Source organism: Streptomyces sp. NBC_01591 (assembly GCF_035918155.1).
Classification (GTDB): domain Bacteria; phylum Actinomycetota; class Actinomycetes; order Streptomycetales; family Streptomycetaceae; genus Streptomyces.
Window position 1 is genome coordinate 157,008 of sequence record NZ_CP109327.1, and the last position, 24,289, is coordinate 181,296.

The window sequence follows — 24,289 nt, forward strand, 5'->3', positions numbered from 1 at the left end:
GGTGCGGCCGGCCCGCCGGGGCGGGCGGCAACGGACCCCGCGGTGGCGTCGGCGGGACATGCTCGCCGGGTACGTACTCATCGCCCCGCAGATGGTGGGATTCGCCGCTTTCGTGCTGGGGCCCCTCATAGCCGTCGTCTACTACAGCTTTACGAAGTACAACAATCTCACCGGCGATATCAGCTTCATCGGCGGTGACAATTACCGGAAGCTGCTCGACGACCCGCTCGCGATTGAGGTGGCTCAGAACACGGCCGTGTTCTCCCTGGGTCTGGTGCCGCTCAACATCTGCCTCGCCCTGCTGCTCGCCGTGCTGCTGGACCAGGGGCTGCGCGGCACCATAGTGTTCCGCGCGATCTTCTTCTCCCCGACCGTCGTGTCGGTCATCGCGTGGACCATCGTATGGAGCTTCCTGCTCAGCAAGGACGGCGGCCTCAACCTGCTCATACGCATGGTCGGCGCCGATGGTCCCAACTGGCTGCGCGAGCCGGACACCGCGATGTTCTCGGTGATCCTGGTGCAGGTCCTCAAAGGTGTGGGCGTGAACATGGTGCTCTTTCTGGCCGCCCTGCAAAGCGTCCCCACGGAGCTGCGGGAGGCGGCAAGGGTCGACGGCGCCCCTCCCTGGACCATATTCCGCCGGATCACCCTGCCGATGATCAGCCCGACCATGCTGCTGGCCGCGATCGTCACGGTGATCGGCTCGCTTCAGGTCTTCGGCCAGGTCATGGTGCTGACCGGCGGCGGTCCGGGTAACGCCACGACCGTACTCGCCTACTACGTCTATCTGCAGGCATTCAAGTTCTTCGACCTCGGCTACGCGAGTGCCCTCGCGGTACTGCTCTTCCTCGCTGTCCTGGTCCTGACCGTCGTGCAGTGGTGGTTGCGCAAGAAGTGGGTGTTCCATGAGCAGTAACCCCTTGGCCCTGTTCCGACGCAGGGCTCGGAAGCCCGCATTCGGGCGGATCCTGCTGTACGTACTGATGGTGGCCCTCGCGGTGCCGTTCCTCCTGCCCCTGCTGTGGATGGTGAGCAGCTCCCTCAAACCGATCTCGGAGATCTTTTCCTATCCGCCCTCGCTGCTCCCGAGCGACTGGCGGTGGGACAACTACGCCCGTATCACCGATTACCAGCCCTTCGGCCGTCAGTACTTCAACAGTCTCTATATCGCGGCGTTGGTGTGTGTCGGCAGCGTCGTGGTCTCGGCCATGGCCGGTTACGCCTTCGCCCGGGTCCGCCTCATCGGCGGCGGCACCATGTTCGTCCTCCTGCTCACCGCATTGCTGATGCCGAGCGAGGTCATCATCGTTCCGCTGTTCCGGCTGTTCTCCGAGATCGGCTGGACCGACACGCACTGGCCGCTGATCATTCCGGCCGTGTTCGGCAGCAACTCGGTCTTCGGCACCTTCGTCATGCGCCAGTTCTTCCTTGGCCTGCCGGCCGAGCTGGAGGAGAGCGGAAGGCTCGACGGTCTGGGGCGTTTCGGGCTGTTCTTCCGGATCGCGCTCCCGCTGGCCGGACCTTCGCTCTCAGCGGTGGCACTGCTCTCCTTCCTGCACAGCTGGAACTCCTTCCTGGAACCGCTGGTGTTCCTGCGCAGCCCGGAGATGTTCACCCTGCCGGTAGCGCTCACCCAGATCGTGGACAACTTTGGAGCCCCGGTCTGGAATGTGCAGCTCGCGGCCAGCACGCTCACGGTCATTCCGGTTCTCGCGGTATTCCTGGTGGCCCAGCGCTGGTTCATCAAGTCAATCGTCAACAGTGGTCTGAAGGGTTAGTCATGGAAATGCTCACAGTATCCGGTGACCGGTTCGTCACCCCGTCCGGAAATCCAGTGACTCTGCGCGGCACCGGGCTCGGCGGCTGGATGATGATGGAGAACTTCCTCAACGGCTTCCCCGGCGCCGAGCACCAGGCCAGGGACGCGCTGCGGCATTCCATGGGCGCAGAAAAGGCCGACCGGCTGTTCGACCTCATCCTGGACGAGTTCTTCACCGACGCCGATGCAGCGCTGATCGCCCGCACCGGACTCAACTGCGTTCGCATTGCGGTCAATTACCGGCACCTCTCCGACGATGCCAACCCGTTCGACATCAAGGAGGACGGAATACGGCGGCTCACTACCGCCATCGACGCCTGCGCCCGGCACGGCATCTACACCATCATCGACCTGCATGCCGCACCAGGCTTTCAGAACCAGTCCGAGCACAGCGACAATCCGAGCCACCATGCCTGGCTGTGGCGCCACCGCCACTTCCAGGACCGAGTGGTGGCCATCTGGGAGGCGCTTGCGGACCGGTTCCGGGGCCGGCCCGAGGTAGCCGGGTTCAACCTGCTCAACGAGCCCGGCGATCCCACCGGCGAGGTGATCGGTCCGTTCTACCGCCGACTCGTCGACGCCGTACGGGCCATAGACCCGGACCATGTGATCTTCCTCGACGGCAACCGCTACGCCAACGACTTCGATGCCATCGGCAGTGGATTCGACAACACCGTGTACTCCGCCCACGACTACGCCCTCGCCGGAATCCGTGACGCGACCGAGTACCCGGGCGTAGTACGCGGACAGTATGTCGACCGCAGCTGGCTGGAGGAGCGCTTCCTGGAGCGAACCGAGCACTCCCGCAGAACGGGCACACCAGTCTGGGTGGGCGAGTTCGGGCCGGTCTATTCCGGCGACCCCGCAGTCGACAAGCACCGCTACGCCGTACTGCGCGATCAGCTGGAGATCTACCGTGAGCACGGGGCGAACTGGTCCATCTGGACCTACAAGGACACCCATCTGTCCGGGCTGGTGTCCCTCGACCCCGACTCACCCTGGTCCCGGCTGCTGCAGCCGATCAGGGAGAAGAAGGAGCGGCTGGGCACCGAGCCTTGGTCCACCGGCGAGGAGGGCATCGGCCACGCCCTCGCCCCGCTCGATGAGCTGATGGCCACCGAGTACCCCGACTTCGACCCCCAGCCCTTCGGCCAGCGCTGGTACGTGCGCAGGCTCGTCCGTGAACTTCTGCTCGGGGAGCCCATGCTCGCCGACTTCGCCGCCCTCTTCGCCACTGTCGACGACGCCGGCATCGCAGCTCTGGCCGGCTCATTCCGCGTCGACGCCTGTATACCTCGCACGCCGCTGGCGGAACTCCTCACTGAATTCACCCGCAGCTGAAACCACCTCTTCAGAAGGAGACACCAGTGCGACACCCGACCGACAGACCTATCCACACCGCGCCCGGACTCCCCGGCCTCAGCCGCCGCGCGCTGCTCGGAGCTGCCGGCGCCGCAGCGCTGCTGACCGCGCTGCCCGCCCGCCCCGCCGGCGCCACCGAGGGGACGACCGCCCTGCGGCTCCTCGACCCGCTGCCCCCGGGACTCCCCGACCGCACGCTGTTCGCCCCCGAGGAGCAGCGGTACGCGCCGTACCTGGTGACCCTCGCGCCGATGGCAAACGACATCGAGGATGCCGACCCGGCCACATACGGCTGGTTCAAGGGCGGCTGGTGGCGCACGCCGGACGAGCCGTACAACGCCCGGATCCAGGAGCACGTGTACACGCTGAGCTGGTTCTACGCCAACTCCCGGCCCTGGAACCCGTACGCCGGTGACCCGGCACTGCTGGCCCGCCTCGACGCAGCGCTCCAGCACTATCTGCGCCTGCAGCACGACAACGGCTCATGGCCGGAGTACCGCCCCACCGAATATTCCAGAGCGGCCACCGGTTTCGGACTCGGGTATCTGAGCAAGACGCTGCAGGTTCTGCGCACGGCCGGGGCCCTGCCCGAGCGGCAGACCGAGATCCGGACCGCCGTGCACAGAGCGATGGTGTGGTTCCTCGACCCCGGCAACACCACCGTCTGGCAGAACCCCCTGAGATACACCAACCACTACATCGCCGGCCTCGCAGGCGCGACTCTGAGTCTGCAACTGGACCCCGATGCCGCTTTGCAGACACGGCTGGCAGAACGCATCACCTTCATCGCAGACCGCGGTCAGAGCCCACAAGGTTTCTTCTACGAACCACGCGGCATGGATGTCGGCTACAACTTCGATGTCATGCTGCCGGACATGGCCGAGCTCTATCACCTCACCGGCGATCCGGCCATGCTCTCCATGGCCCGCAAATTCGCCCCCTGGCTCGGCTACAACCTGGTGTGGGAGCCCGATGGATCGGGCTACTTCACCAACGTCGCCGCCTCCGCCCGCACCAGCTCCCTCTCGTACGACGGGGTCATGCTGGAGCCCGACCGCACGCACCTCGGCTCGCTCTTCGTGCCTGAAACACCCGAGCTCGCGGCGTTCTTCACCGCCCGTGAGGACCGGGCGGACGCACGCGCCGCCTGGGCGGCGGATCCGAATCCCGTGCCGGTGCTGGAGCGCGGCAAGACCTCCCCGCGCGTCATCGCGCACGTCCCTTACGGCGATGGGTCCCCGACCCGTGCAGAGAAGAACGACGCGATCTCCGATCTGCCGTACCTGAGGCAGGACAACTTCGTCGAACTCCGCCGTGACGCCAAACAGGACTTCCTCTTCATCCGGCGCCCCAGCCTCTACCTGGGAACCTTCTTCGGCACCCGAGCCACCAGCCTCGTCCGCTCCGGCCTCACCTTCCTGTGGCACCCCGACGCAGGCATGGTCGTGTACTCACTCAACAACGGCGACTCCTGGGCCACCGAGCTCGACGGCGGCCGGCTCGACGCCAACAGCGACCTGACGGCCGAGTACTTCACCGGTGCGCCCACCGCACGGCCCTGGACCGGCGGCGACCTCTCCCCCGGCGAACCCTTCTGCATCCAGTATCGCACCCCCGACTCCGCGGTCACCACCGACGTCACTGTCGCCCAGCAGTCCGTGCGTCGCGTCGTGACCGCCGGCTCGGCGGCGAGCGAACTGATCCCGCTCGTGCTGCACCCGACCGACCAGGTGACCTTCACCGACGGCACGGAGGCGGCCTACGGCAGCGCGACTTCGGCTGCCGCGGACGGCCTTACCGTGCGCCGTGGCGACACCACGATCTTGATCCGGTGGGATGCCCCACGCGCCGCCAGCCTCACCAGCGGCCCCACCACGTTCCTGCGCGACGCCACCCGCCGCGCCCACCTACTCCGCATCCCGCACCCTGGCGCTCTCCACCTGACGATCACGTTCAGCTGAACCACACCAACGGGACGTCACCGGCGTCCCCGAAAGAATCGGACAGGCATGACGATTCGACCGTCTCAACGAAAGTCGACGGTTGCGTGGCTGCTATCTCGATGAGTATTCCTGGCATCGGGTGACCCGCTGGCTGCGTAAACGACATCCTCGTGTCCCGTGGGCATCCTTGTTCCGGCGTTTCCTCCCGGGGAAACGCCGGCCGAAGACGGGATCTCGCTGATCCAACCCCAAAAGGTTCCGGTGGTCCGCTACCGATATCGGAGGCGGAACATACCGACACCATGGACGCCAATACCGGCAGCCGTCGGCCAACCGGCGGCAAGAGCACGTGGAGAGCCGGATGCTCGGAGACGGGCACGTCCGGTTCGGCGGGCGGGCGGGCCGGGGAAACGGAACACCAGAAATGGTGTCACCGCGCCCCAGTCCGACCCGACTCATCCACACAGAACACCAATGCCCGTTCGGCGGGTCCAGGTAGAGGCCGACGACATCGTGGACCTTGTCGACGACGTACGGATCGGTCGACAGCTTGAAGGTCTTCTCCGAGCGGTGCGGCTGTGGGTCGAACGCCCGCCAGATCCGTGACACCGATGACTGCGAAAGTCCCCGACACTATGCCGCCCACGCGGGCCTGGTTCGCCCTTCAGCCCCTTTTCATTGTGCAGGGCCCCAGAGCGCCAGACCGTGGCCCCGCTCGCCGGGTAGACGACCATGCAATAGCCTTCTGCGCAGCGCTCCCAGCCATTGCGCCGCCCGCTGGCCAGGTCCACCGGATCGCCGTCGGCGATGCCCAGTTCGGCCAGGTCTTCGGGGTTGACCATGATGACCGGCGGGCGTAGTGGAAGCAGTTCGGCAGCCTCGCTGTCCACGACACTGGTCCAGCCGTGCCGCTTTTCGGCCCCTCGGACACGGTCCTGGGCGGCCAGGACCGCGTGGGGGAAACCGGCCTGTTCCCAGCCGGGACAGCAGCCGATCGCTAGCGCCGGCCGCGTCAGGGTGCGCGGCCTGGGCCCGGCGTACAGGGAGCGCATGGACGGGCAGAACCGCTTGGCTGAGACCAGCGGGCGGCGCCAGGGCCTCGTCGAGGGCGGTCTGGGCCGCCTCCACGATTCCCGGATCGGGCACCTGCATCCGGCCGGTCATGCCGAACACACCAGTTCGCCGCTCGCCGCGGCCGGGGCCCTCCGGGTGACGCGGCTCTTGATCAACTTGAAAAACCGACTCGAAGGTATTTAGTATTGGGGGCATGGGAAGGCCAGTGGATCAACTGACACCGAAGGGCGCGGCGACGCGCCGGGAGATTCTGCGCGCCGCCGCCCGTGTCTTCGATGCCAAGGGGTACGCCCTGGCCCGGATGGACGACGTGGTGAGCGAGACCGGCCTCACCAAGGGTGCCGTGTACTTCCACTTCAAGAGCAAGGCCGCCCTGGCCCATGCGGTCGTCGACGATCAGAAGCAGGGGATGCTTGCGCATGTGCGCAGGCAGCTCGAGGGGCTCGGAGGGCCGGCTGCGCAGGTACGCGGACTCGTCCCCGTCCTCGTGGACCTCGTCATCGCCGAACCCGCGGGATGGTCCGTCGTGCGGCTCGACCGCGAGCTCACCACCGAGTCACCGCAGGAACGCGCTCAGGTGTCCGTTCTCGCGGAGTGGGTCGGCCTGGTCGAAGAACTCCTTCTGGCCGGCGCCCGCGCGGGCGACCTGCACCTTCCGGCCGACGCCCACGTGCTGGCGACCGTATTCGTGGGCGCGTTCGACGGGCTGAAGGGCGTCCTCGAGGCCACGGGGCGCGCCACTCCCGAAGAGCTGCGCCGTGCAGCAGGCGCTCTCGCCGAAGTCATTGAGGCGACCATCGAAGCTCACTGAACGCGGGCAGGCCGGACATCACGCACGTCGGCCACGTCGGCCTTTTCATCGCCAAGAAAAAAACCTTCAAGTCGGTATGGAGACAGACATGAACTACTCGGACACTCTCACCTCCCAGCTGGCCGTCGTCACCGGCGCTTCGTCAGGGATCGGCGCCGAGTTCGCCCGACAGCTGGCCGCCCGCGGTGTGGACCTGGTCCTCGTCGCCCGTTCGAAAGACAAGCTGGAGGAGCTCGCCTCGACCCTGCGGACCAAGCACGGCGTGACCGTCAGACCCATCGCCCTCGACCTCTCCCTGCCCGACTCCTCCGAGACCCTCGCGCGCACGCTCGACAAGCAGGGCGTCGTGGTGGACATCCTCATCAACAACGCCGGCTTCGCTTCCCACGGCGACCTCGCCGAGGCCGACCCCGGCCACATGGCGTCCCAGGTGCAGCTCAACGTCGGCACGCTCGTCGGCAACACCACCCGGCTCCTGCCCGGCATGGTCGAGCGCGGGCGCGGCACCGTCATCAACGTCGCCAGCACGGCCGGATTCCAGGCGGTGCCGCACATGGCGGTGTACTCCGCGACGAAGGCATTCGTCCTGTCCTTCACGCGTTCCCTCTGGGGCGAGACCCGCGGCACCGGTGTGACCGTCCTCGGGATCTGCCCGGGCGCCACCGACACCCCGTTCTTCGACGTGGCCGGTGACAACGCGTCGGTCGGCAGCCGGCGCACACCGCAGCAGGTCGTCGCCACAGCACTCGCGGCGCTCGGCGGACGCAAGGCGACCGTCGTCGACGGCGCCGGCAATGCCCTGGTGTCACGCGTCGTCAGCCGCCTGGTACCCGAGCGCCCCCTGATCCGCATCGCCGAACGCAGCGTACGCCCCAGCGCGTGAAAGGCCCGCTGGCGAACCGTGAACGCAACGTCGTCGTCCAGGGCGAAGACCTCGGACGGTGGGTGAGTGCGCAGCGGGGCGTTGTCACGTTGGTGCGGTGTTGATCGATTGAGGGCGCGTCAGGGTGTGTAGGGGTCGGGTGGGGGCCTGGCTTACGCTGCGATGGGCTGGTCGGTGGCGCCGGTGATCTCGTCCCAGATGGTGAAGCGGGTGGTCATCTCGGTGCGGTATTGGGTGGCGGTCATCAGGTGGCGGCGTGGTCGGAAGTGCGGTGAGATGCCGCTGAACGCGGACAGGAACCGCTGGGCCCCGCCGGTACTGCGGAAGCCCTTCATCGCGCGTTCGTGCTGCCTCGTCGGCTGATGGCTGTTCTCGGCCCGGTTGTTCAGACCCTTGTGGGCGCGGTGTTCTACGGAGGGCATGACCTCGCGGTGGGCCGCGCCGTAGGAGCGGAGCTTGTCGGTGACGATCACCCTCGGCACCGAGCAGGTCTTCTTGAGCAGTTTGTGGAAGAACCGCCTGGCCGCAGCCTTGTCCCTTCGGCCCTGGACCAAAATGTCGAGCACGTTGCCATCGGCGTCGACGGCCCGCCACAGGTACTTCAGCTCACCGTTGATCCTGAGGAAGACCTCGTCCAGGTGCCACTTGTCACCCGGCTGCACACGCCGGCGGCCCAGGCCGTTGGCGTAGGCCTGCCCGAACTTCGTACACCAGCGGCGGACCGTCTCGTGGGAGACGATCACGCCGCGCTCGAGCATCAGCTCCTCGACCTCGCGGAACGACAGCGGGAAACGGAAGTACAGCCACACGCAGTGCGCAATGATCTCCACCGGTTACCGGTGCCCCTTGTACGACGGCGGCGCGCTGTCCACGGACGCCCCCTCCCAGCACGACCAACCAGAAGATCATCCCAGGCCGGTCAGTCAACGTGACAGTGCCCGGGCGAGGGCTTCACGGTGGGTGATCACGACGACAGCGCGCTCGGTTGTCAGTCGGCCACGGTGTGCAACGCCTCAGATGCGGTCTCCTGGTCGTCGTGCTCGTAGTTGGCGAGGGCCAGACCGATAGCGAAGAAGGTCGGCGCCCACTCGCCGACGAAGATGCCCCAGTGATCTGCACGCCCCGTCCGGCACTCCGCTTTCAACGACCCGGCCCACGAGGCAACGGCCAGACCGACGGAAAGGAAGCCGGCGCAGTACGCGTGCTCGGACTTCAGGCCCTTCTCGTGCAGCACTTTGATGATCATGGCTCTCCCGAGAGTCAGATGGCCCCCATCCACCGTCGCGCAGGAAACCGTCCGCTGCACCTGGGGCAGGCGGTCACTGAAAACCGGGCCCGAATCCCAAGACACCCAAGGACATCGGCGCCTGGCTCGACTCGTGGCCGATCCCGTTTCCCTCGCCCGAAACAGCAGCCGGTGAGGGCGAGTGGGGCGGTCTCCTTCGCTCGGCGAACCTGAGGCGCGTGTCGTGATGTGCCACCACCACACGTGGACGGCTCCGTGGTGGCCGAGCAGGTCGATCGCGCACCAAGTAGTCTCCAAGCAGCTGTACTTGTACCTGTACCGAACACCGCCGTGGCGGCTGCAAGTACCGCGGAACGTCTTCGAGGAGCTGTAGGCCCCGTCCTTGCATTGGGCGGTGACACCCGCCGGGGTGCGCGCTGCCGGCCTTGCACACGCCGGTGGCGCGGGGCGCGCACGCGGCCGTCGCCTCGGCCTGAACAGCCGGGACCAGGAGCGCGGCGGCGACGGCGAACGCGGTGCCCCCCACGCCCTGACGACGCGGAGCAATCTCGCTTTCTGGCGGGGGGTGCCTCTATGTTCTTCGTCAACCCCAAGGTGCCGGTTCTGGGGTGGTTTGCCGGGGTGGGGTTCATGCGGTTGCTGGGGTGTTGGTTCGGGGTTCGCGGGGCTCGTAGAAGGTGCCGTCTCGGAGCATGGCGAACAGGACGCTGATGCGTTGGCGTGCGAGGCGGAGGAGGGCCTGTGTGTGGGTCTTGCCGCGGGCGCGTTGTTTGTCGTAGTAGGTGCGGGAGACGGGATCGGCGTTCATGCAGGCGAAGGCGGAGAGGAACATGGCGCGTTTGAGCTGCCGGTTTCCTCCTCGGGGTGCGTGTTCGCCGTGGATCGATATGCCTGACTGCTTGGTGGTGGGGGCGAGGCCGGCGTAGGAGGCGAGGTGGGCGGCGGTGGGGAAGCCGGTGCCGTCGCCGACGGTGGTCAGCAGGACTGCGGCGGTCCTGACGCCGACTCCGGGCATCGAGGTCAGGACCGGGGAAAGAGACATCCGATGCAGTTGATCTGTCAAGCGGCGATGGTGAGTTGTGGGGTTGACGGTGCGGGGAACGCGGCGAGCTCGTCATAGCGGGTTCGCTTGGTAAGGCAGTGGTGGAGGCAGCCGAGCATGCGGTTGAAGAGGTTGCGCTGAGCGGCGGTGTGACGGTCTCCATCGGCTCGCCGCCGGTCGTAGTGGGCCCGGGCTCCGGGTGAAGCGGTCAGGCTGGCGAAGGCCCAGACATAGCCGACCGAGGCCAGACGCTGGTTCTTGACCCGTCGGGCCATGACCGCGAGGCTCCTGCCGGACGCCCGGGTGACCGGTGCGGCTCCGGCGAAGGCCTTGAGCCCTCTAGCGTCGGTGAAGCGGGATCGGTCGTCACCGATCTCGGCGAGCACCCGGGCGCCGGTGAGAGCCCCGAGCCCTGGAAAGCTGGTGATGACCTCGGCGTCCGGGTGCGTGTCAAAAGACTCCACCGTCGCTTCGGCGAGGTCGTCGACACTGGTGCAGGCGGCATCAAGTTGTCTGAGCAGGGCGATGGCCTGGCGGCCCATGGCCTGCTCGACCTGCGGAGGCTGGCGCATCTGCGGGATGCGCAGTGCGTCTCGGAGCCGTTCGGCTTCCGCCTCGATGCCGCGTTGGCGGCCGGCCCTTTTCAGGAGCGAGCGCAGCTGGACGCGGGTGAGCCTGGCCGCCTGTTCGGGTGTGGGGGCCGCGGCCAGGAGGACGCGGGCGACGTTGCTGCTGATTCCTTCGCGGTTGTGCTGGAAGGTCGCGAGGAAGCCGGGGAAGCATTCGCGCAGGTGGGAGCGGAGTTTGTTGCCCGCTTGGGTGCGGTCCCAGACCGCGTCCTGCTGAGCGCGGGCCAGGACGGCTATAGCGCGGGCGAGTTCGCTGTCGTCGGGCAGCGGCCGGTGGGCGGCCTTGTCCGTGCGCAAGATGTTCGCGAGCACCATGGCGTCGAGGTGGTCGGACTTCTTGCGGGTGACCGTATGCCGGTCGCGGTAGCGTGCGGCGGCCATCGGGTTGATCGCGTAGACGGGCCGGCCGGTGGCTCGCAGGCAGGCCACAAGGAGGCCGCGGGAGGTCTCGATCGCGACAGGAATCAGGGTGTTCGCGCTGTCGCCGTGAGCGGTGAGGAGACTGAGGAGCTGGTGCAGGCCCTCGAGGTCGTCGTTGATTCGGGCCCTGGATAACAAGGTGCCCTCGTGGTCGATCAGAGCGACATCGTGGTGGTCGCTGGCCCAGTCGATTCCGCAGGTGACGGTCATCGTGGCGTGTTCGTCCTCTCGGTCTGGGGTGTCCTGCTGGTCGCAGCCGTGCGGGGGCACGCGTCTCCCTAATGGAAGGGCTCGATGGCCCTGCATCCGATTAGCCGTTCGTGACCCCAGCGACTCACAGGGCCCTCGGTCTGCTCCAGAGCTCGGCGGCTCCAGGCGTGGTGAGAGGTGACCCCTGTGGGCGGCTCGGACCACAAACTTCAACGATCCGATCATCGGACTGGATGCGGTGGGGTACGGACTCGTGACGCTGGACGGCACCGGAGGCCGACTCTTGACCAAGGGATCCAAGTCCCTGGGGGTGTGCGCGGCTTCTCCGGCACCGACCACCGTCACGAGGGTGATGCGGGGCCCGCAGTCTCTTTCAAGGCGTCGACGGGCCGGGGTGGGCCTGGCGGTGCCCCGCATCACTGCCCATTAGGGTGGGCCTCCAGCAGGGTGTTGATCTGGGCTTCCAGGGCCCGGCGTTGTTCGTGGACGGCGGCGAGCGAGCGGGCCAGGGAGGGCAGGACGATGTCGAGGGTGCCGGTCCCCGGGACCACGACGGTCTGCTCGTCCAGGGCGTCGAAGACGTCGTCGATCAGCCGTCCTGCCATGCGCGGGGCCTTGGGGCGGACGAGCTCGACGAGGCGGCGGCGTCCGGCTTTGCGTAGGGCGGCCGGCGAGCCGTGGCGTTCCAGCAGCCAGGTGACGGCCTGGTGGTCGAGACGGGGGCCGAGGACACGTTCCAGCGAGGGGTGGAACTGGGTGAGCAGGCCGCGTATCCGGTTGCTGGTGCGGGTGGCCTCGGCCGCGAGGTCCTGGTCGAAGCCGGCGAGGACGGTCAGCTCGGCGGTGATCTCGTCGGTGAGTTCCAGGGTTCGCAGGGTGTGCGGCATGGTGCGGGCCGCGTCCGCGATGACGGCGGCGTCGCGGGCGTCCGTTTTGGCCTCGCCGGGGTAGAGGTCGGCGATCCGGCGCATGGCCAGGCCGGGCAGGTAGGCGACCTTGCAGCCCGTGTCCCGGGCGACGGCCAGGGGCAGGGCTCCGATGGAGGCGGGCTGGTCCACGATCACCAGGACGGTGCCGAACTTGGCGGCCAGTTTGTCGAAGACGGCCCGCAGTTTCGGCTCGCTGTTGGGCAGGGGCTTGTCGAAGACCTTCTTGCCTGCCGGGGTGAGCCCGTGGCCGTGATGGGCCGTCTTGCCGACGTCCAGGCCGAGGAACACGCCCACGTCTTCGGTTTCGAACATTGTTCCCTTCCAGGGGAGTTGAACGTGCCGGCCTCGGCGTCGGTGTCGTACGCGCGCATCCACGTTATGCAGACCTGCCGCCCGCGAGCTGTCCGGCATTGCGCCGGACCGGGCGGTGGCCGGACCTCTCATCAGCGTCTCCGACGGCACCTCCCGGGCCCGGTGACACCACCCCCCCCAGGTCATCCGTTCGACAGGGGGACACAGTCATGCCGGGCCCGGAGGCCAGCGGCCCTCTTGCAGGACCGCGAAAAACATAACGGGGGGAGGCAGGGGATGGAGAGTGGATCACCCGGCAGACTCGCCTGCGTGCGGGCTCAGGACTCCCGCGCCGACCAGGACAAAAAGCAAAATGCCCAGAATGATCCGGTAGATGACGAACGGCATGAAGCTCTTGGTCGTGATGAACTTCATGAACAGGGTGCTCGACGGCTTGTTCATTGCCCCCGCCCAGCCCGCCCAGCCCGCCGCCCAGAAGGCCAGGCGCGAGGCCCGCCAAGAGCCGAACGCATCGGGTACCTGATCTCATGGGCGCCACATGGTGATCCCGCCGCTCAGAAGCTGTTGTCTTTTCGATCTTGAGCGGTGGCGGTCGAACGTGGATTCCCGGTTGGGTGATCCTGCCGTGGCCAGGGCATGAAGACGGGACCTCCTGAACAGCTCGTGGGTGTCGAATCCATAGAGCAACAGGAGGCCCCGATGCCGCAGTCTTCCGTGCCGACGGCCGGGCAGTCCAACTCGGCTGCTCCATCGTGTGATTGCCTCGCGCACGTGTACGGCAACGCGGCCGACCGGCCCGCGCGGCAGCGCCGGTACCCGACGGACATGACGGACGGGGAGTGGGCTGAGGTCCGGCCGCTGCTGCCGGTGCCGGGCTGGATGCGCGGGCGGGGCGGCCGGCCGGAAGGGTACTGCCACCGCGCGCTGCTGGACGCGGTCCGGTATCTCGTGGACAACGGGATCAAGTGGCGGGCGATGCCCGCCGACTTCCCGCCGTGGGACCGGGTGTATGCCTTCTTCCGCCGCTGGCGCGACCACGTGCTGGTCAAGGAGTTCCACGACCGGCTGCGTGCCAGGGTCCGCGAGAGGCTGGGCCGCGATGCGGAGCCGAGTGCGGGTGTGATCGACTCGCAGTCCGTCAAGGCGGACGCCGTCGTCGGCGTGGACAGCCGCGGCTTTGACGGCGGCAAGCTGGTCAACGGGCGCAAGCGGCACGTCGTGGTCGACACCCTCGGCCTGCTGCTGGGCGTGATGGTCACCGCCGCGGACACCGGCGACCGCGCTGCCGCCCACGTCCTGCTGAGGCAAGTGGCCGACTCGCACCACCGCCTCGCCCGCGTCTGGGCCGACGGCGGCTACACCGGCAGCCTCGTCGAGCACTGCCTGGCCACGCTCGCCCTGGTCCTGGCGATCGTCAAACGCAGCGACGACATGCGCGGCTTCGTGGTGCTGCCCAAGCGGTGGATCGTCGAACGGTTCTTCGCGCATCTGATGCGCACCCGCCGCCTGGCCCGCGACTTCGAGCGCCGCACCACCAGCGCCGAGGCGATGATCTACTGGTCGATGACCCTGCTCATGACCCGCCGCCTGGCCCGGCCACACCCGCAGCGAGCGTGAACCGGCCCGGCTGCCGCTCGGCCAGTCAGCCGCGCGCGACCAGACGTTTCGCCTTCGACCGCAGCGCCTCCACCTTGGCCGGCACCGGGTCCACGCCGAACACCGCGGCCATCTCCTGGCAGGTCAGCGGCCCTTGACCGAGCCGGGCCCGGTCCGCGAGAGCCTGCAGAATGCGCTGGTAGTCCACCGACAGCGCCGCCGAGGAAAGACCGTCACGCCACACCGGCACCTGCGACTTCGGCTTCGCCGCCTCCCCAGACACTGACCGCGCCTCCGCGTCCCGCGGATCCTCGGGGACCTCCGTTTCGGCGGTGCCGCCGACCGGAGCCAGCACCGCATCGACCCGCCTGCGAGCGATCGCCCACTCCTGCCATTCCAGCTCGGCCGCAGCCAGCTCGGCCTGGATGCGGTCGGCCTCCGCCCGCAGCCCGTCGACTCGACGCCGAGCAGCGAGTTCGTGTTGTTCCAGCAGTCCAACAACCGACGGCATCCGCGACCTCCCGGGGAACGACGACCCGACAGGCCACCACTCCCACGAACCCACCACTCCTATCCCCGACCAGCGGAAACACGTCCATCACGTCCGGAAAGACAACAGCTTCTGACGTGCGAACCGTCGATCGCAGCGTCATCCATCTCCAGCAGACCTTCTCTGCGTAGTTCTGCAAGCAGGACCTCATGCAGGCGGGGCCATACGCCAGCCTCGGTCCAGTCCCGCAGGCGCCGCCAGGCCGTCACCCCACTGCAGCCGACCAGCTCTGCAGGTACATCCCGCCAGCTCACACTCTTGCGCAGCACGTAAACGATGCCCCGCAGGGCAGCACGGTCATCGGCGGGCAACCGCCCGGGATACCGCTGCCGACGAGGCGGACGAACCGGCAGCAGCGGGGCTATGCGCTCCCACAAGTCATCAGGCACAAGATCAGCAGACACCCGGCAGATCCTGCCGACGCAACACCTAAGTGCCAAGCCAACACACCGATCTCATTCTGAAACGATCAGTAAGGACGTGCGCTCAGCCGTCTACGGGGATCGGTCGGTCCGGTGGGCCGTCGGTCAGCAAGGACGCCAACAGTTTCGGCAGCCCAGCCGGCCGCAATACATCCGAGGTCGCGGCCAGTTCCGCTACGGTCCACCAGCGGTGCCCAGTGATCGCGGCCTTCTCGATCTCCTCGAAAGCCGAGGTATCGACCTGGAACGCAGGCACCCGGGCCATGTAGTAGCGCTGGCGAACCTCATAAGCGACGCTGCCCCGGACCGCTGTCCACGGACGCCCTCGCCAAATCTCCGGACCCAGCGAGAGGTTCGTCAGCCCGGTTTCCTCCTGCAACTCCCGCAGGGCTGCCTGCTCGTGGCTTTCGCCTGGCTTGAGCCCGCCTCCAGGGGTGAACCACCGGACGGAACCGTCCCCCTTGTTCAGGGCGGAGAACAGCAGTAGCCGACTGACGTCGTCCAGCAACACCACGCGCGCGCTCGGGCGCGGCACCAGGCTCCCCTCCGGTTTCATCACCTCGTCAGATTAGAGCCGCTGTCCCTGGGCGACCAACGGAGTTGGTCACCGGGCTGAGCTTTCACGCAATTCCGGTCAGAGCCGGATTCAGGTTCACAGGTTCAGTCGAGCAGGTCGTACTCTCCGGGCGTCCAGTCGGCAAAGAGAGTGAGCGCCTTCTCCTTCTCTGCCCGTTCGGGCGTGGTGCCAGTGGCCGGCCACCAGTTCTCCACGTGGTCGGCGTCGACGAGGACGGATTCGCGGTACCCGCCGAAGTCGCCGGGGTCTTCAGCGACACCAATGTGAATGGGGGTGTCGTCGGGCAGGTCCTTGAGTGCTGCGCGGAGCTGCGCGGCGTTCCATACCTGCGGCGCGTGGTCAAAGACGTCGGTCATGCGCACAGAGTGCCGAACCAGGCGGCGTTGCTGGTGGAGACACGGCTGTACCCCGGGCCAGAGCGCTGATCCGGGGTACAGGGGACTGGGGTGAAAAGCTGATCACCGGTGGTGAAGCAGGCCCAGCCGGTGGATACCGTACCGGGCGGCCTCGAGGTCGGTCCGCTTCGGGGAGGGTCCAGCCTCTCGGGCCAACGGTGTCGACTCTCGCCTATTCGGGGCAGGCGATATCCGTCACCAAGGCCACGTCTCCTCGCCGTGGTCCTGGTCGTACCACCGCTGCACCTGCACTGACTGCAGCCGCCACACCTGCGCCAGTGTTCCCCAGCCGCAGGTCCTACGCGTCGACTGCGGCCGGGTCGAGGGAGTCGACATCCTCCATGAAGCTCAGCATCCGGGCGTTGACCACGTCGGGATGGTCGATCTGCGGTCCGTGGCCCGTCGCGGCGATGATCTCGGCACGGGCCCCGGGGATCAGGCGCGGCACCCGCTCCAACTGCCGTTGCGGGTGTACCAGAAGGCTGCGCTTGCCCATGATGACGTAGAGCGGGGTCCGGATGGAGCGCAGTGCATCCTCGGCCAGCGGCAGCGGTGCGGGGCGGCGGATCCTGAAGGCCCGGGCGCCCACCTGGACCCACTTTCGCAACTCGGGAACGGCGATGACCGGCTGCTCCAGCCAGGAGGCGAGGCGGGGGCGCAGCGCCTTGGGGGCGAAGCTGGCGAAGAGGCTCACGAAGACCCAGGCGAAGAAGCGCAGGCCTACCTTCTCCAGGCCGCCGGGGTCGAGGGCGGTGACCGAGGCGAGCCGTCCGGGTCGGCGGTGCGCCTGGTTGAGCACCAGCCAGCCGCCATATGAGGAGCCGACGAGGTGGACCCGGTCCAGGCCGAGCGCGTCGAGGGCCTCGTCCATCCACTGGGCGGCACGCTCGGGCTGCCACATGGGCTCCCGGTGCACGCTGCGCCCGGCGTCACCTGGGGTGTCGAGCGCGTAGACGGGCCGTTCGCCGCTGAGCGCGGGGGTGTTGGGGTACCACATCGCCGAGCAGTAGCCCGCGCCGTGGATCAGGACGACCGGCGTGCGGGATTCGGCGGCGGGGTCCGAGGGGCCGTACCGGTAGACGTGCGTGGTGCCGAAGCTCGTCTCGACGTCCGTCTCGGAACGAACGGGTGCGCCCATCGCGTAGAGGACGTCGCTGGCGGCGAAGTAGCGGTCGCGCAGGGTGTCGTTGACGTAGCGGCCGACGTCGCGGCGCACACGGGTCGTGTTCTCGGGCACGGGGCACCTCCGGGAAGATCCGTTCTTCGTAATACGACCGTACCATGATGGTGGTACGGCGGTACCATGAAGGGGTCCGGAGAGAGCGGACGGCGAACCCCACCACCGACGGGCGGAGACACCGGCACATGCCAAAGCGTGTGGATCACGAGGAGCGGCGCACCCAGATCGCCGATGCGTTCATCCGGGTCGCGGGGCGGCGAGGACTGCACGCCGTCGGCATGCGCGACGTGGCCGCGGAGGCCGGAGTGTCACTCCGGCTCGTGCAGTACTACTTCGAGACCAAGGAGAAGCTGCTTTTCTACGGGGTCCAGCACCTGACCGATCGCTTCACCGCACGGGTGGGCACCCGCCTGGCTGCCGCCGGCCCGGACCCGGGCCCCCGCGCGACTATCGAGGCGATCCTCGTGGCGTCCCTCCCCACCGACGAGGAGAGCCGCACCTTCCACCTCCTCTACAGCTCCTACTCGATCCTGTCCGTGACCAATGAGGCGCTGGCTGCTCAGCCCTTCCTCGACAACCCCGACGCCGCGGAAAACGCCCTGACAGGCTTGCTCGAACAGACCCAGGCATCAGGCCTGGCCGGTCCCGACATCGACGCACGCACGGAGGCGATCAGTCTGCTTGCGATGGCGGCGACCATGGGCACCAGCATCCTCGTGGGCCAGCGGAGTCCGGAGTCGGCCATCGAGGTACTCCATCATCACCTGGACCGGATCTTCGTGACCGTCGAGACGTCGGTGGCTGGGGAGAATCCAATCTGACGTGCCGTTGCGGCAGTTGTGGCACGCGGATAGTGCGCGACTCTGAAGGATTCAGGCAACACATCCGGCGCCGCTGCAAACGCCCCGCTCGGCGACGCTAACGCCTCGACCCACAGGTTTTGACGATTGCTGTGGTCAGGGCTATGCCGAGGGTGGGTTGATGGCCGAGGTCGATGAGCAGCAGCTGTTCACCGAGGCGTGCCTGCACGGGCTGAGGGCCAGGCTGTGTGACGACGTCGACTCGCTGGACGGCTACCTGCCGCCGCAGGTCGCGGGGCTGGCGCGGAAGGTCGCCGAGATCCTGGAGGAGCCGCAACTGGCCACCCCATGGCAGCGGGCGTCGGCGAGCTGGTTTCAAGAATCGGCCCTGCCCCGAGGTCTGCTGGGCGGGGGTGGACGACCTGGTCCGCTGAAGCCGGTCGTCCACCTTCAGGAATCCACACTGGTCAGCCAACCGAACAGCCCTGGACGAGAACCGGTCCTCACGGCCGCCGCGGCCGGAGCAGCCGCGGACCGATGTCGTCCTCCTGGTGCTCAACGCTGTGCGTCTGACCCGAATCCTGACCCGCGCACCCGGACCGGCGCTGCCGTCGTAGTTGTCGTACTCGGGGTCGTCGTAGCCGGGTCCGATGATTGACATAGGGGGTCTCTTTCCTGGTCTCGCTCAGTCCAGGTCGGCGCTGGCCAGGGTGACCGCGAGCGCGATGTGGGGCACAGCGCTCAGGCACAGCTCCGCCGCCGTGCACGGATTGGACGCGATGCGCGCCTCCTGCAGCGCCAGCAGACCGGTCAGCACCGCGGAGTCGGCCGCCTCGTCGAGGACCTCGCCGGCGGTGAGTTCGCCGCCGGCCACCAGCTCGCGCAGCCAGGCCGCCGCCTCCTGCGCCGGTGCCGGTCGCCTACGTCCTGGTACCGCCCGCGGCGACAGCAAAAGCCCTGGCCACGGAGTTCGCCCGCTACCTCGGCATCCCCGTCACCGCCCGCATGACCCAGGCCCAGATCACCGACGCCGTCTGCCACACCTACAACCATGCGGGCGTGCGTCTGGTACTCATCGACGAGATCCACCGGCTCAACCCCCGCACCACCACCGGCGCGGAAACCACCGACCTGCTCAAAGACCTCACCGAACGCATCGGGGCGACGTTCGTGTACGCGGGCATCGACGTCACCACCACCGCGTTGTTCAGCGGTGTGCGCGGGGCCCAGCTTGCCGGGCGGGCTTCCCTCGTGGAATGCGGGGCGTTCCCGGCACGGCTCGGCACACGCGAACCCTTCAGAGAACTGATCGCGGGCGTAGAAGCCGCACTCGATCTCCGCGCGCACCGGGCCGGGACACTCCCCCGCCACACCGCCTACCTCCACCAAAGGACCGCAGGCAGGATCGGGAGCCTGACCCGGCTGATCCGCCAAGCCGCGATCACGAGCATCCTCGACGGCACCGAACGCATCACCAAGGCGTCCCTGGACCAGGTCCGCCTGGACCACCTCGCCGAAACCCACCGCCGCCCCGCCCCGAACGGGTCCCGCGCACCCCGCCGGTAGCCCCTCTCATTTTCTGCCCAGCGGTCGACGCAGAAGGCTGTGACCAGGGAAAACACACTTGGTCCTTTAGGAGTTGACGCTATCTGAGGAACGCCAAGGTGATCTCAACGAAGAAGAGACATCCCCAGACCAGCAGGCCTACGCCCCCGCGAACCCGCGCTCACACGGTCTCAACCAATCCCGGATATCCCCAGCACACACCCCTCCCCGTACCTCAACTACACCCCACGAAACGACACCGAGCATGGTGTCGTCGGCGTAACGCGAATATCGCAGTCGCCGGTAGCCAGGCAGGGCGATTGCAAAGCCCCGGGGATCTTGTGAGTGCGCAGGTCACAGTAGCGAGACGACGATGGATGGATGCGCAACCACACGCAACGAAGCTTCTCCGTTGCGGAGGTGACCTTCCCAAGTCCCCTTCGCGCAACGGAGTCATCCCCGGCCCTTCCAGTGCCCGCCCCGTACCGAACTGCGGATCGTCCTGCCCGAGCTCTTCCGGCACCTCCCGACCTGAAGATTGCCGTGCCCCGGAGGGAGATCGACTTCAGGCAGGGCTCCATCGTCTACGGCGTCGAGTAAATACCCGTCATCTGGTGACGGGCCCCACACAGAGAAACAGGGAAGAACCATGATGCGTGTTGAGGTCGACGTTCCCAGGTGTGTTGCCTCGGGCCAGTGCGTGATGCTCGCCCCGACGTCTTCGACCAGCGGGACGAGGACGGCATGGTCGAACTCCTCGATGACACTCCGCCCTCCGAACTCCACGACGCCGTACGCGAGTCGGCCACGATATGCCCCGCGACAGCGATCCGGCTCGGGGAGTCGTCGTGACCGCCGCACCGATCGAGTCGTGTGTGCGGTTCAGCGTCCGCGCCGCCTCATATAGAGATCGAAGGCCCGGTAAACCATCGGTCGCAGCGGCAGGTCCCACTCGCCGATGTACCGCATCGCCTGGCCGCCGGTGCCGACTTTGAACTGGACAAGGCCGACGTGCGGGTCGTCGGCGTCGAGGGTGGGGGTGATGCCACGCAGATCGTAGACGTCGCAGCCGGCCGCGAGCGAGTCGCGGATCATCGCCCACTGGCAGGCGTTGGAGCCGCGCACCTCGCGCTTCGCGGTGGAGGAGGCGCCATAGGCGTACACGGCGTGGGTGCCGACGCGGACCAGGAGAGTAGCGGCGGCCAAGTCGCCCTGATGGCGGGCCAGGTAGAGCTTGATCCGCTCGGGGTCCTCGGCACTCAGCGCCGCGAACATGGTCTCGAAGTAGCGCAGCGGCCGGGGTGTGAAGTGGTCGCGCTCGGCGGTGTGGACGTAGAGGTCGTGAAACGCCTTGAGGTCCTCCGGGCCCCTGTCGCTGACCGTGACCTCGACGCCCTCCTTAGCCGCCTTCTTGATGTTGCGACGCCACTGCTGGTTCATGCCCCTGAGCAGCTCGTCCTCGGTCCTGCCTACCATCGGGATCTCGTACTTGAACTGTGGATGCCCGACCCCGAACCCGTCCTCCGGGCTCTGCGGCAGCCAGCCGGCGTCCCGGAACCAGCTGGCCACGCGGGCACCGACCGGGTCGGCCCAGTGGCCGGAGATGTCGGTGAGCCGTTTGCTGCCCGGGTCGGCGATGCCCTCCTTGACCTGGGCGGCGCTCCAGGTGTGTGTGCACACCGGCGGGCCGAGCCGGATCGCGAACGCGCCGTGGGCCTTGAGATGGATCGCCAGCGGATCGAGCCAAGCACCGATCTCGCCGCTCCAGTCGATGACCGGGCCCTCGGGTAGATACGCCAGCGTGAAGCGGTCGAGCCGCGGCACCGGGCGGTGCAGTACGAGCCCAGCACCAACCAGGCGCCGCCCCTCGAACCAGCCGAGGGACTCGCTGCGCCACTCGGTCTTGACGCGGCCCCACGCCGGGGTCTGCAGAAAGCTGACCGACCGCTGGGCCCGCACGAACGCCATATGCTCGGCGGCGCTGATCGGCCTGACGACCGGATTCCGGGCTGCAGGTCGCATTGGTTCGCTGGAGGGGTTGAAGGACATGCCACCAGTCAATGTAGCAGGGTGTTGCCCGGGCGTATGCGATTCTCGATACGCCGACGATATGTCACCACCCGGCGGCTCACTATCTGGTTCTGGCCGCCACCAGCCGGTGGCTGCCGGGATGTCCTCGACCCGACCATGGGTCTGGACCTCCGGCGGGTACTTGCACATCAGTGCATGTCGGTTGTCGTCAGGGGGCGTGGTGCCGGCGCCGGAGTGGGCGCTTCGCTGCCGAGTGCATCTCCAGGTGTTTCGGGAGCGCCCGGCGGTACAGCGGCAGGGCCGCGGTGCTCGTGATGACGGCGACCATGACGAGAACGGAGAACACCGGCTTGGTGATCAGGCCCTGCGCCAAGCCGATGTTGATGAAGATGATGATCATCATGCCGCGGGCGTTCATCAGTCCTCCCACAGCGAATGCCTCGCGCCAACTGAAGCGGAGTGTCTTCATAGCCAGGGTGCTGCCGAAGTATTTGCCCGCGAGTCCCGCCAGGAGCGCGGCGACGCCGAACAGCAGGGTGTCGGCCGAAATGCTCCGCAGGTCGGTGGTGAGGCCGGACAGGGCGAAGAAGACGGGCAGCAGTAGCGTGGAGACGGTATCCATCATCCGGCTGTGCAGCGCTTGGCGGAACTGCGGGTCACGGGGCATGGCCAGGCCGGCGATGAAGCCGCCGAAGACCGAGTAGATCCCGATCAGGTCGGTGAGGTATCCGCAGACGATCGGGACGATGACGACGACGTACATCACGCCGGGGCTCAGCGTGCCCTGTCGGCCGACGTGCCGCGCCAGCGGCCGCAGCAGCCGGGACACTCCGAGCAGCATCACGGCGGTGAACAGGATGCTGTAGCCGATCATGGGCAGAGCGTCGGCGGCCCCGGAACCGGTGTGCACGGCCGTCAGCGTGGCCAGGAAGCACCAGGCCGCCGCGTCGTCGATCGAGGCGGCGACCAGGGACAGCCGCCCCAGGCGGGAGTTCTGCGGTGAGGGTTCCGGCCTGCACGTGAAAACTCACGTCGCGCAGGACATCCGGCGTCGCTTTCCCGTGCTCGCGATCGGTCCGCAGATGCTCCAGAGACGCCAGTGAGACCTCCTCCGCGGTGGGATAGCGGAAGAGCGAGGCCATCAGCGTCATCATCACGAAGGCCATCCGGCCCCAGACGGCAAGGTTCACGCCGATCTCGCGGATCCTATTGGCACGATCCGCGTATTCGGCCATCTCCTCGTCCGGACGGCCGAAGAGCTTGGAGAGCATCGCCCCCTGTACGTTGAACCGCTCCTGCAGCCGTCCGCCGAGGCCGGCGTTCTCGTCCATCTGCCGTTGGGTGCGCCGCTGTATCACCCGCCCCACGTGAACCCAGGGCACGATGAATATCGGAACCAGCGCCAGCGTGATGACGCCGACAAGCCACGACAGGTAGAACAGCTCGGCCAGCACCACCACGACCATGACCGCACTGGTGGCCGCCATCAGCAAGCCGCTGAACTGCTGCTGTGCCATGATCAGTTCGGTGTGCAGCCGGCCGACCAGCACCCCCGTCTGGGTGCGGGTGAAGAACGCGAGCGGCAGCCGCCGGACGTGGTCGAGCGCCTGAACCCGGAGGTCGTAGCTGACCACCTGCCCGATCCGCCCGGAGATATAGGCGGACACCAGCGACAACCCCGCGCCCAGCACGGCAAGGCCGACGGCCAGGCAGGCCGTCAAGATCACGACCCCGCGATCGTTCTTGACGATGCCGTTGTCGACGAGCTCCCTCAGCAGCAAGGGAGTTGCGGCGACGGTCAGCGCCTCCATCGTGGCGACTACGACGAAGAGCGCCACCATGCGGATGTGCGGGCGGAAGTAGGCGAGCACTCGGCGCACCGTCCCCGGGTGGATCGTGGTCCGCCAGGGATCGGGATCGTCATCGCTCTTCCTCACCCCCTGGTAGCGCAACACCATTTCCACGCAGGTGCCCCTCTCACACGGCTCACGAAGTCAGCGAATCTCAATCGTGCTGAACCAAGTCGATGTCCACGAGTGAGTCCAACTGAAGACTTCGGGCACTTGGACGCATCTGTCGGTGTCCGTGCCGCACGGCTGCCGCGGCGCGGGGGACCACCGCGATCACCCTCTCGCCCCGGGGCTCGTCGGCTTGCCGCCGTGACGTGATCCCGCTTTTGCCGACGGTGAGCCTCTTCGAGGTGGCCGCGTCAAGTGACGGTCTGCGAGCCGCCACGAGCGAGGCCCCGGGGCTGTTGATCGAGATGTCTGATGTCTCCATCATGCTGCCCGGGGGGCCTCGTTGGTCATCTGTCCTGCCGTACTCGACCCTCTGCCGGGCGGCGCCCTCGCCGAGTGCGACCGGGTCGCAGTCTCACGCGCGGACTGCTCCCCCACGCGCCGCCGGCACGGGGTGCAGGTGCGGGCAGTCACCGGGCGGCCGGCTTTCACCTTCATGCCGGGCAGCCCGGAACAAGCCCTGGTCCTGATCCCGAGGGTCATGCAGCCCACCAC

The 24,289-nt window shown here is 67.6% G+C and carries 20 protein-coding genes and 11 pseudogenes; 13 read left to right on the top strand and 18 right to left on the bottom strand.

Annotated features, from left to right (window positions below; all coding sequences use genetic code 11):
• The first annotated feature begins 58 nt into the window (after window positions 1-58).
• From OG978_RS00785 to OG978_RS00800, 4 genes are read left to right on the top strand one after another with little or no spacing between them, the layout of a single operon-like run.
• On the top strand, window positions 59-916 hold the full coding sequence (locus OG978_RS00785; RefSeq protein ID WP_326771045.1) for a carbohydrate ABC transporter permease: 858 nt from the start codon (window positions 59-61) through the stop codon (window positions 914-916).
• The gene (locus OG978_RS00790; RefSeq protein WP_326763345.1) at window positions 906-1,778 is read left to right on the top strand and encodes a carbohydrate ABC transporter permease; all 873 of its coding nucleotides are present in this window, start codon (window positions 906-908) and stop codon (window positions 1,776-1,778) included. The genes OG978_RS00785 and OG978_RS00790 overlap by 11 nt, the downstream gene beginning before the upstream one ends.
• Window positions 1,779-1,786: 8 nt before the next feature.
• Window positions 1,787-3,160: a glycoside hydrolase family 5 protein gene (locus tag OG978_RS00795; RefSeq protein ID WP_326763346.1), complete on the top strand. Its 1,374-nt coding sequence runs from the start codon at window positions 1,787-1,789 to the stop codon at window positions 3,158-3,160.
• Window positions 3,161-3,186: 26 nt separating this feature from the next.
• Entirely contained in the window at window positions 3,187-5,142 is a 1,956-nt protein-coding gene (locus OG978_RS00800; protein ID WP_326763347.1) for a hypothetical protein, read from the top strand.
• A gap of 418 nt (window positions 5,143-5,560) precedes the next feature.
• Here OG978_RS00800 and OG978_RS00805 read toward each other — a convergent pair.
• Window positions 5,561-5,751 (bottom strand): annotated as a pseudogene (locus OG978_RS00805) (IS630 family transposase); the annotation flags it as partial.
• 155 nt (window positions 5,752-5,906) lie between these two features.
• Window positions 5,907-6,176, bottom strand: a pseudogene (locus OG978_RS00810) (hypothetical protein); the annotation flags it as partial.
• Between OG978_RS00810 and OG978_RS00815 the strand changes: the two are divergent.
• From OG978_RS00815 to OG978_RS00825, 3 genes are all read left to right on the top strand, one after another.
• The gene (locus OG978_RS00815) at window positions 6,175-6,381 is read left to right on the top strand and encodes a hypothetical protein (protein WP_326763348.1); all 207 of its coding nucleotides are present in this window, start codon (window positions 6,175-6,177) and stop codon (window positions 6,379-6,381) included. The pseudogene OG978_RS00810 and the gene OG978_RS00815 overlap by 2 nt on opposite strands.
• A 10-nt stretch (window positions 6,382-6,391) precedes the next feature.
• A complete protein-coding gene (locus OG978_RS00820; RefSeq protein ID WP_326763349.1) occupies window positions 6,392-7,009 on the top strand; it encodes a TetR/AcrR family transcriptional regulator in 618 nt (205 codons plus the stop codon).
• Window positions 7,010-7,097: 88 nt separating this feature from the next.
• Window positions 7,098-7,892: an SDR family NAD(P)-dependent oxidoreductase gene (locus OG978_RS00825; protein WP_326763350.1), complete on the top strand. Its 795-nt coding sequence runs from the start codon at window positions 7,098-7,100 to the stop codon at window positions 7,890-7,892.
• Between the two features lie 152 nt (window positions 7,893-8,044).
• On the opposite strand, the gene OG978_RS00830 is transcribed toward OG978_RS00825, so the two are convergent.
• The 7 genes and pseudogenes from OG978_RS00830 to OG978_RS00860 form a co-directional block, all read right to left on the bottom strand.
• The gene (locus tag OG978_RS00830) at window positions 8,045-8,722 is read right to left on the bottom strand and encodes an IS6 family transposase (RefSeq protein WP_326763351.1); all 678 of its coding nucleotides are present in this window, start codon (window positions 8,720-8,722) and stop codon (window positions 8,045-8,047) included.
• A gap of 158 nt (window positions 8,723-8,880) precedes the next feature.
• Window positions 8,881-9,138, bottom strand: a complete 258-nt coding sequence (locus tag OG978_RS00835) for a hypothetical protein (RefSeq protein ID WP_326769884.1) — start codon at window positions 9,136-9,138, stop codon at window positions 8,881-8,883.
• Window positions 9,139-9,471: 333 nt separating this feature from the next.
• Window positions 9,472-9,684: pseudogene (locus tag OG978_RS00840) on the bottom strand (DUF3761 domain-containing protein); the annotation flags it as partial.
• 82 nt (window positions 9,685-9,766) lie between these two features.
• A pseudogene (locus OG978_RS00845) lies at window positions 9,767-10,174 on the bottom strand (transposase); the annotation flags it as partial.
• A 23-nt stretch (window positions 10,175-10,197) separates the two neighbouring features.
• Window positions 10,198-11,439, bottom strand: coding sequence for an IS110 family transposase (locus OG978_RS00850; protein WP_326769885.1), 1,242 nt, complete (start codon window positions 11,437-11,439; stop codon window positions 10,198-10,200).
• Window positions 11,440-11,867: 428 nt separating this feature from the next.
• A pseudogene (locus OG978_RS00855) lies at window positions 11,868-12,680 on the bottom strand (IS110 family transposase); the annotation flags it as partial.
• A 288-nt stretch (window positions 12,681-12,968) separates the two neighbouring features.
• Window positions 12,969-13,097 (bottom strand): annotated as a pseudogene (locus tag OG978_RS00860) (undecaprenyl-diphosphatase); the annotation flags it as partial.
• Between OG978_RS00860 and OG978_RS00865 the strand changes: the two are divergent.
• The gene (locus tag OG978_RS00865) at window positions 13,054-13,203 is read left to right on the top strand and encodes a hypothetical protein (protein WP_326770308.1); all 150 of its coding nucleotides are present in this window, start codon (window positions 13,054-13,056) and stop codon (window positions 13,201-13,203) included. The pseudogene OG978_RS00860 and the gene OG978_RS00865 overlap by 44 nt on opposite strands.
• Before the next feature lie 176 nt (window positions 13,204-13,379).
• On the top strand, window positions 13,380-14,297 hold the full coding sequence (locus OG978_RS00870) for an IS5 family transposase (protein ID WP_326763352.1): 918 nt from the start codon (window positions 13,380-13,382) through the stop codon (window positions 14,295-14,297).
• Here OG978_RS00870 and OG978_RS00875 read toward each other — a convergent pair.
• From OG978_RS00875 to OG978_RS00895, 5 genes and pseudogenes are all read right to left on the bottom strand, one after another.
• A pseudogene (locus tag OG978_RS00875) lies at window positions 14,254-14,787 on the bottom strand (hypothetical protein). The gene OG978_RS00870 and the pseudogene OG978_RS00875 overlap by 44 nt on opposite strands.
• A gap of 62 nt (window positions 14,788-14,849) precedes the next feature.
• A pseudogene (locus tag OG978_RS00880) lies at window positions 14,850-15,230 on the bottom strand (transposase); the annotation flags it as partial.
• Between the two features lie 82 nt (window positions 15,231-15,312).
• Entirely contained in the window at window positions 15,313-15,804 is a 492-nt protein-coding gene (locus OG978_RS00885; protein WP_326769886.1) for an NUDIX hydrolase, read from the bottom strand.
• 104 nt (window positions 15,805-15,908) lie between these two features.
• Window positions 15,909-16,181: a DUF6225 family protein gene (locus OG978_RS00890; protein WP_326763353.1), complete on the bottom strand. Its 273-nt coding sequence runs from the start codon at window positions 16,179-16,181 to the stop codon at window positions 15,909-15,911.
• A 337-nt stretch (window positions 16,182-16,518) separates the two neighbouring features.
• Window positions 16,519-17,457, bottom strand: coding sequence for an alpha/beta fold hydrolase (locus OG978_RS00895; protein WP_326763354.1), 939 nt, complete (start codon window positions 17,455-17,457; stop codon window positions 16,519-16,521).
• Between the two features lie 128 nt (window positions 17,458-17,585).
• Between OG978_RS00895 and OG978_RS00900 the strand changes: the two genes are divergently transcribed.
• Both OG978_RS00900 and OG978_RS00905 read left to right on the top strand, forming a co-directional pair.
• Window positions 17,586-18,221 (top strand): TetR/AcrR family transcriptional regulator, encoded by a 636-nt coding sequence (locus tag OG978_RS00900; protein ID WP_326763355.1) that lies wholly within the window; start codon window positions 17,586-17,588, stop codon window positions 18,219-18,221.
• A 160-nt stretch (window positions 18,222-18,381) separates the two neighbouring features.
• Complete coding sequence (locus OG978_RS00905; RefSeq protein WP_326763356.1) at window positions 18,382-18,858, top strand: hypothetical protein; 477 nt, start codon at window positions 18,382-18,384, stop codon at window positions 18,856-18,858.
• A gap of 27 nt (window positions 18,859-18,885) precedes the next feature.
• On the opposite strand, the gene OG978_RS00910 is transcribed toward OG978_RS00905, so the two are convergent.
• Window positions 18,886-19,074, bottom strand: a complete 189-nt coding sequence (locus OG978_RS00910; protein WP_326763357.1) for a hypothetical protein — start codon at window positions 19,072-19,074, stop codon at window positions 18,886-18,888.
• Window positions 19,075-19,106: 32 nt separating this feature from the next.
• Between OG978_RS00910 and OG978_RS00915 the strand changes: the two are divergent.
• Together OG978_RS00915 and OG978_RS00920 are read left to right on the top strand one after the other, a co-directional pair.
• A pseudogene (locus OG978_RS00915) lies at window positions 19,107-19,766 on the top strand (TniB family NTP-binding protein); the annotation flags it as partial.
• A 631-nt stretch (window positions 19,767-20,397) separates the two neighbouring features.
• A pseudogene (locus OG978_RS00920) lies at window positions 20,398-20,597 on the top strand (ferredoxin).
• A 30-nt stretch (window positions 20,598-20,627) separates the two neighbouring features.
• Here the strand turns inward: OG978_RS00920 and OG978_RS00925 are convergent.
• The 3 genes and pseudogenes from OG978_RS00925 to OG978_RS00935 form a co-directional block, all read right to left on the bottom strand.
• A complete protein-coding gene (locus OG978_RS00925) occupies window positions 20,628-21,767 on the bottom strand; it encodes a lipid II:glycine glycyltransferase FemX (protein WP_442817634.1) in 1,140 nt (379 codons plus the stop codon).
• Window positions 21,768-21,984: 217 nt separating this feature from the next.
• On the bottom strand, window positions 21,985-22,761 hold the full coding sequence (locus tag OG978_RS00930) for a cation:proton antiporter (protein ID WP_326769887.1): 777 nt from the start codon (window positions 22,759-22,761) through the stop codon (window positions 21,985-21,987).
• A 157-nt stretch (window positions 22,762-22,918) separates the two neighbouring features.
• A pseudogene (locus OG978_RS00935) lies at window positions 22,919-23,734 on the bottom strand (ABC transporter transmembrane domain-containing protein); the annotation flags it as partial.
• Window positions 23,735-24,289: the final 555 nt, after the last annotated feature.